Annotated in this window: 8 protein-coding genes; 3 read left to right on the top strand and 5 right to left on the bottom strand. The window is 63.2% G+C overall.

The window, feature by feature from the left end; genetic code table 11:
* Positions 1 to 54 precede the first annotated feature (54 nt).
* Together ACTRWG_RS12775 and ACTRWG_RS12780 are read left to right on the top strand one after the other, a co-directional pair.
* Positions 55 to 372, top strand: a complete 318-nt coding sequence (locus ACTRWG_RS12775; RefSeq protein ID WP_027238101.1) for an arsenate reductase family protein — start codon at positions 55 to 57, stop codon at positions 370 to 372.
* Positions 373 to 414: 42 nt separating this feature from the next.
* Positions 415 to 783, top strand: a complete 369-nt coding sequence (locus ACTRWG_RS12780; protein WP_027238100.1) for a hypothetical protein — start codon at positions 415 to 417, stop codon at positions 781 to 783.
* A gap of 71 nt (positions 784 to 854) precedes the next feature.
* On the opposite strand, the gene ACTRWG_RS12785 is transcribed toward ACTRWG_RS12780, so the two are convergent.
* The 5 genes from ACTRWG_RS12785 to thrS all read right to left on the bottom strand — a co-directional run bounded on the left by ACTRWG_RS12785 (position 855) and on the right by thrS (position 5554).
* Entirely contained in the window at positions 855 to 1391 is a 537-nt protein-coding gene (locus tag ACTRWG_RS12785; protein ID WP_027238099.1) for a DoxX family protein, read from the bottom strand.
* Positions 1392 to 1395: 4 nt separating this feature from the next.
* The gene (locus ACTRWG_RS12790) at positions 1396 to 2151 is read right to left on the bottom strand and encodes an HvfC/BufC N-terminal domain-containing protein (RefSeq protein ID WP_462829388.1); all 756 of its coding nucleotides are present in this window, start codon (positions 2149 to 2151) and stop codon (positions 1396 to 1398) included.
* Positions 2148 to 3002 carry an MNIO family bufferin maturase gene (bufB, locus tag ACTRWG_RS12795; protein WP_462829389.1) on the bottom strand — a complete coding sequence of 285 codons (855 nt, stop codon included), beginning with the start codon at positions 3000 to 3002 and terminating at the stop codon, positions 2148 to 2150. Before bufB ends, ACTRWG_RS12790 begins: the two co-directional genes overlap by 4 nt.
* 68 nt (positions 3003 to 3070) lie before the next feature.
* The gene (locus ACTRWG_RS12800) at positions 3071 to 3376 is read right to left on the bottom strand and encodes a BufA1 family periplasmic bufferin-type metallophore (RefSeq protein WP_027238096.1); all 306 of its coding nucleotides are present in this window, start codon (positions 3374 to 3376) and stop codon (positions 3071 to 3073) included.
* Between the two features lie 231 nt (positions 3377 to 3607).
* Positions 3608 to 5554 carry a threonine--tRNA ligase gene (gene thrS, locus ACTRWG_RS12805; protein ID WP_027238095.1) on the bottom strand — a complete coding sequence of 649 codons (1947 nt, stop codon included), beginning with the start codon at positions 5552 to 5554 and terminating at the stop codon, positions 3608 to 3610.
* A gap of 281 nt (positions 5555 to 5835) precedes the next feature.
* Between thrS and ACTRWG_RS12810 the strand changes: the two genes are divergently transcribed.
* On the top strand, positions 5836 to 6061 hold a 226-nt coding region (locus ACTRWG_RS12810), incomplete at its 3' end, for a hypothetical protein (RefSeq protein WP_462829390.1).

Genomic DNA, 6061 nt, shown 5'->3' on the forward strand with positions numbered 1-6061 from the left:
TGGTGAATTCTACCATAAATTGTGTTCGCCGCTTTGCGGGACATAGGGGGAAGCATGAAAATCTACGGGCTTAAAAACTGCGATACCTGCCGCAAGGCTTTGAAACAATTGCCGGATTCCAGTTTGGTCGATATCCGCGCGGATGGAATGCCGGACGGCTTGCTGGAGGCGGCCTATGCTGAATTCGGTGCCAAGCTGGTGAATACGCGGTCAACCACCTGGCGCGGGCTCAGCGAGGCGGAGCGGGGCGGTGAACCGCTGGCCCTGCTGCGGACGCATCCGGCGCTGATGAAGCGGCCGCTGATCGAGCGCGACGGGGAATTATTCCTTGGTTGGGATCAGAACACGCGGGCCGCCCTTGGTGCTGCTTGACCGGCTGACTATGTCGGTACGGCAGGTTTTGGGAGAATAAAGATGCGCAATGCAGCCCTGGTTCTGGGGATTGTCGCCGGAATTTTCGGCATGATCGTGGGTTTTTTCGGTTACGGCTACACCGCAGCGGTTGAGCATTTCGGCGAGGTTGAGGGGCTGGCGGAACAGGTCGGCAATGTGCAGCAGCTGCGGCTGCTGGCAGTGCTGTCGCCGCTGCTGGCGATTGCCGGCGGTGCAATGGCGCGGGCGCGGGCCCTGTGGGGCGGCGTGCTGCTGCTGGGCTCGGCCGCTGGCATGTATGGGGGGTTCGGCTTTAATGTCTTTACCATCTTCCCGATCAGCTTTGCCGTCACTGCCGGGCTGATGGCGCTGGCCGCGGGTCAGCCGGACGAGCCCAAGGCGCATTTCTGACGCCTGCCAAGGGACGGAAAATGGCGCCGCTGCCGGGGCAGGGCGCCTTGTTCTTTGCCTGGCAGGGCAGGTCAGGCAGCGGCCGGTTTGGCCACCCGCCGCAGCAGCGCGTCGAGGGACAGCGGGCCTGCGCCCTTGACCACCAGCACAAGCAGCAGGAAGGTCCACATCACACGCTGGTCGATCAGGCCGATGCTGTTGTCGAACAGGCTGCCAAGCTTGACGCCGTGGCCGGTGACATCGACCAGGGTCTGCACCCAGATGAATCCGATGGTGCCAAGCGCGGCCAGGCGGGTCAGAAGACCGATCAGGATCAGCGCGGGCAGCACATATTCAGCGACGGTGCCGGCAAAGATCACCAGCCGCTGGAAGATATTCATCTGGGAGACGTCATAGAGGACCTCCTCAGCCGCCTTGGGGAAGATCTGCCCGAAAGCGCCGGCCGAAGGCGTGAAGATAGAACCGTCGATCTTCAGCCCGGCGGAGTTCCAGTAATAGACCAGGAGGACGGCCGCGAAAACCAGCCGTGCCAGGGTCGGGACCAGGAAGTCCGACGTTCTGTCGGCCTTGCTGGTGATGGAATAGTACGTGGAGACAAGTGCGTGCATGGTCTTACCCTTTGCTGTCCAGACCGGTTACCGCGCCGCCCTGCAACAGCAGGGCCAGCGTAGCGCCGAGGTCGAATGCTTCGTCTTCGGCGGCGGCGTGTTCCGTCGCTTCGCCGATGGTTGCGCCCGCCATCAGGGCGCTGATCCAGACCGCGCCGGCGGGCGGCAGGATCTGGGGGATGGGGTCGAATTCGGGGCGTGTGATCAGCACGTCCTGGGCTTGCGGTTCAGGCTTGGGCGCGCCGTCTTCGGTGTTGTAGCGCCAGATGGCGTGAATGGGCCAGGGAGAGCGCAGCACCTGCACAGCTGGCGCCAGTTCCAGCCGGGTGTTCAGCAGCGTATCGGGCGCCAGCGCGCCGAGCGCCTCCGGTGCGATGGGGGCAGCATCGGCGGCGTGGTAGGCGCGGCGCAAGGCCAGCTCCAGCCGGGCCACGTCGCCGAGGTAGCCCAAGTGCTTGAGTTGCTCCATCCCTTCCAGGAAGGCCGGGAAGTGCCCGCCATAGAACATCATCAGCGGCGAAGAAGGCGGGTGCTGGCGCAGGTAGAGGCCCGCCAGCCCGTCCATGTTCTGCTTGCCCAGGAGCTTGGCAATCACCGGAAAGGCGCTGTGCATCGCCTCGGTCAGCGAGACCGCGACATTGTTGCGGTAGACGCTGAACCGGTGGCCCGCAGGCGCGCCCAGATGATCGGTGAGGCCGTCCGGCACCGGCTGGCCCGCATCCATCATGGCGCGGGTGAAGTCTGCCTGGGTCACACTCATGCCGGGATGCGCTCCAGCGCTTTTGCGGCGCGGGCGGCCTCGGCCTCCAGCACCGGCCAGTCCGGCACGTCGTTGTCCCATTCGATCAGCACCGGCTTGGGGCCGGATTTGACCAGCGTATAGTCCAAGAGCGCCCAGACCGGGTCCACAATGGCGCGCCCGTGGCTGTCGATCAGCAGCGGGCGGCCCTGGCCGTCCTCATCCTCGTCATGGCCGCCAAGGTGGATTTCGCCGACCTTGTCCAGCGGGAAGGCGTCGATGTAGCCCTGCGGCGAGAAATCGAGGTTGGTGGCGGAGACAAAGACATTGTTCACGTCCAGGAGCAGCCCGCAGCCTGTGCGGCGGGAGATTTCCGCCAGGAAGTCCGGCTCGGACCAGGTGCTTTCTGCAAAGGCGAGGTAACTGGAGGGGTTTTCCAGCAGCATCCGCCGCCCGATGGTCTCTTGCACCTCGTCGATGTGATCGCAGATCCGCTGCAGGCTGGCATCCGTGTAGGGCAGCGGCAGCAGGTCGTTATAGAAATGGCTGTCGTGGGTGGACCAGGCCAGATGTTCGGAGAAGCTGGCCGGGTTCAGCCAGCCAATCAAATGCTTGAGCCGGGCGAGGTGGTCTGCATCCAGCGGCCCTACGCCGCCGATAGAGAGGCCAACGCCGTGCACCGACATGGCAAAGCGTTCCGCCAGGTGGCGCAGCTGCGCCAGCGGGCGGCCGCCGTCGCCCATGTAGTTCTCCGCGTGGATTTCCAGCCATTTGACCGCGCCGGCATCGGTGGTGATCCGGGCAAAGTGCTGCGGCTTGTAGCCCACGCCGGGGGCGGCGGGCAGTTTGTCATGGGCAGCGGCGTCAAGCATGGCGGGTCCTGTTAACGGGGGCAGCCGGGGCGGGAGTTTGCGCTCCCGCCCCTGAACTTCAGCGGCGATTATGCCGGCAGGTCGCGCTCCAGCGGCTCCAGCGAGCCGTTGCGCTCAGTGCCGTCTGCCATGGCCGGCAGCTCCATGCCTTCGCAGGTGCCTGCGTCAACCAGGGTCCAGGCGTTGCCTTGGTAATCGACGGTCGAGGTGCCTGCGCAAGTGGTGCCGGGGCCTGCGGCGCAGTCGTTCTGGCCTGCCAGCGATACGCCATAGCACTTTTCCTTGGTGCCGGCGGCGGCGGGGATGGTGGAAGCTGCGGTCAGAGCGGCGGCTACGGCACCCGCAACGGCCAGGGATTTTGCGGTGTTCGACATCTCGTGAATTCCTTTCGGTTCTACATGCGGTGTCGTGATGACACGGAAACACTAACCCGAGGTTTTCCGGAGTTTAAGTCACGAGGCCGTGTCTCACATCCGCGTCAGAGCATGTGACCCGAAGGGGTGTGTGAAAGTGACTTAACCGTTTGCTTTAAAGGCGTTTTAATGTCGGTTGAAACAAAGCGGCCCCCGAGTGGGGGCCGCTTGCGTTAAAAATAGGGGGAATTGTTACAGAAGATCCGGCGGGGTGGCTTCCGCCGCCAGCGCCTTTGTAACATTTTCGAGGCTCTCGACCTTGGTCTGCTTTTCACCCAGGCGGCGGACGGAGACGGTGCGCTCCTCCACTTCGCGATGGCCGACGGCGAGAATGACCGGAACCTTGCCCACCGAATGTTCGCGGACCTTGTAGTTGATCTTCTCGTTGCGGATATCGGCCTCGGCGCGCACGCCGGCCTTTTGCAGTTCGGCAACAACCTCCATCACGTAGTCATCCGCCTCCGAGGTGATCGAGGCGACCACCACCTGGCGCGGCGCCAGCCAGAACGGCAGCTTGCCGGCGTGTTCCTCGATCAGGATGCCGATGAAACGCTCAAAAGAGCCCAGGGTGGCGCGGTGCAGCATGACCGGGCGGTGCTTGGCGCCGTCAGCACCGATATAGGTGGCGTCCAGGCGCTCCGGCAGCACAAAGTCCACCTGATGGGTGCCGCACTGCCAGTCGCGGCCGATGGCGTCGGTCAGTACAAACTCCAGCTTGGGGCCGTAGAAGGCGCCTTCGCCCGGGTTCAGTTCCGGCTCGATTCCAGCGGCGCGGGTGGCGGACAGCAGCGCGGCCTCGGCCTTGTCCCAGACCTCATCGGAACCGGCGCGGGTGTCCGGGCGGTCGGAGAATTTGACCGAGAACTTCTCGAAGCCGAGGTCCTTGTAGATGGTCGACAAGAATTCGATGAAGGTGGCGGTCTCGGACTCGATCTGATCTTCCGAGCAGAAGATATGCGCGTCATCCTGGGTGAAGCCGCGCACCCGCATAATGCCGTGCAGCGCGCCCGAGGGCTCATAGCGGTTGCAGGAGCCGAATTCGGCCATGCGCAGCGGCAGGTCGCGGTAGGACTTCAGGCCCTGCTTGAAGATCTCCACGTGGCAGGGGCAGTTCATCGGCTTCAGTGCGTTCACCGCCTTTTCGCGGGCGTGCTCCTCGTCAACCTCGACGATGAACATGTTCTCCTGGTATTTGTCCCAGTGGCCCGAGCGTTCCCACAGCTTGCGGTCGACCACCTGCGGGGTGTTCACCTCGACATAGCCGCCCTTGCGCTGCTGGCGGCGCATATAGTCCTGCAGCTGGGTGTAGACGGTCCAGCCGTTCGGATGCCAGAAGATCTGGCCCGGGGCTTCTTCCTGCATGTGGAACAGGTCCATCTCACGGCCCAGCTTGCGGTGGTCGCGCTTGGCGGCCTCCTCCAGCATGTGAAGATGCGCCTTCAGCTTTTCCTTGCCGGTGAAGGCGACGCCGTAGATCCGCTGCAGCATGGCGCGGGAGCTGTCGCCGCGCCAGTAGGCGCCCGCGATGCTCATCAGCTTGAACGCATCGCCCGGCAGCTGGCCGGTGTGCTGCAGGTGCGGGCCGCGGCACAGGTCCTGCCAGTCGCCGTGCCAGTACATGCGCAGCGGCTCATCGCCCGGGATGCTCTCGATCAGCTCGACCTTATAGGGCTCATTATTGTCGGTGTAATGCTGGATCGCGCGGTCGCGCTCCCACACCTCGGTGCGGACCTCATCACGCTTGTTGATGATTTCCTTCATCTTCTTCTCGATGGCGCCGAGATCCTCCGGGGTGAAGGGTTCCGCACGGTCGAAGTCGTAGTACCAGCCGTTTTCGATCACCGGGCCGATGGTGACCTTGGTGTCGGGCCAGATTTCCTGCACAGCGCGCGCCATGACGTGCGCCAGGTCGTGGCGGATCAGCTCGTTGGCCTGCGCCTCGTCCTTCATGGTGTGGATGGCGATGGTGGCGTCGCCGTCGATCGGCCACTGCAGATCCCAGTGCTGATCGTTGACGGTGGCGGAGATGGCCTTTTTGGCCAGCGAGGTCGAGATGTCAGCGGCCACCTGCGCAGGGGTTACGCCTGCGTCGTAGGATCGTGCATTGCCATCGGGGAAGGTGAGAGAGATTTGGGCCATTGGCTGGCTGCTCCTCGTCGGTTTGGCGCCCACAGAACGCCCGGTTGCGGGTATGTGTTTCGTCCGCGCGTTTTGCGGTCAAAGCCGGTGCAAGTCAAGGCGGCTTTGCACGTGATTGTATTCACGACGGAAAATCGGATTGTGTGCCTGTGCATGCGATGGCACATATGTGTATACTGTTAAGCGATTGAAAAATAACAGAAAAAAATGTTGCCATGCGTGGCAATCCGGGGCAGGGTGGCCGAAATCTTAGGCCCAATGGACATACCAGGAGTGTTCCGATGACCCGCCCGAACCCGAACTTTGACCTGACGGTTGAAGATGTGGATCTGATTGAAACCGCGCTGTGCCAGTCACAAAAGATACTGTCCCAGCGCCATCTGTCTTATGAGCATTGCGCGCATATCGAAGGCGGGGCCAGCCAGGAAAAGGCGGTGCGAACCAAGGAGGCCTTGGGCCGGATCCAGAGCCTGCTTGGCCGCTTGCAGACGCAGAAGGCCGACGGAG

The sequence above is a fragment of the Leisingera sp. G5_S3_59_S7 genome (genome assembly GCF_054968485.1).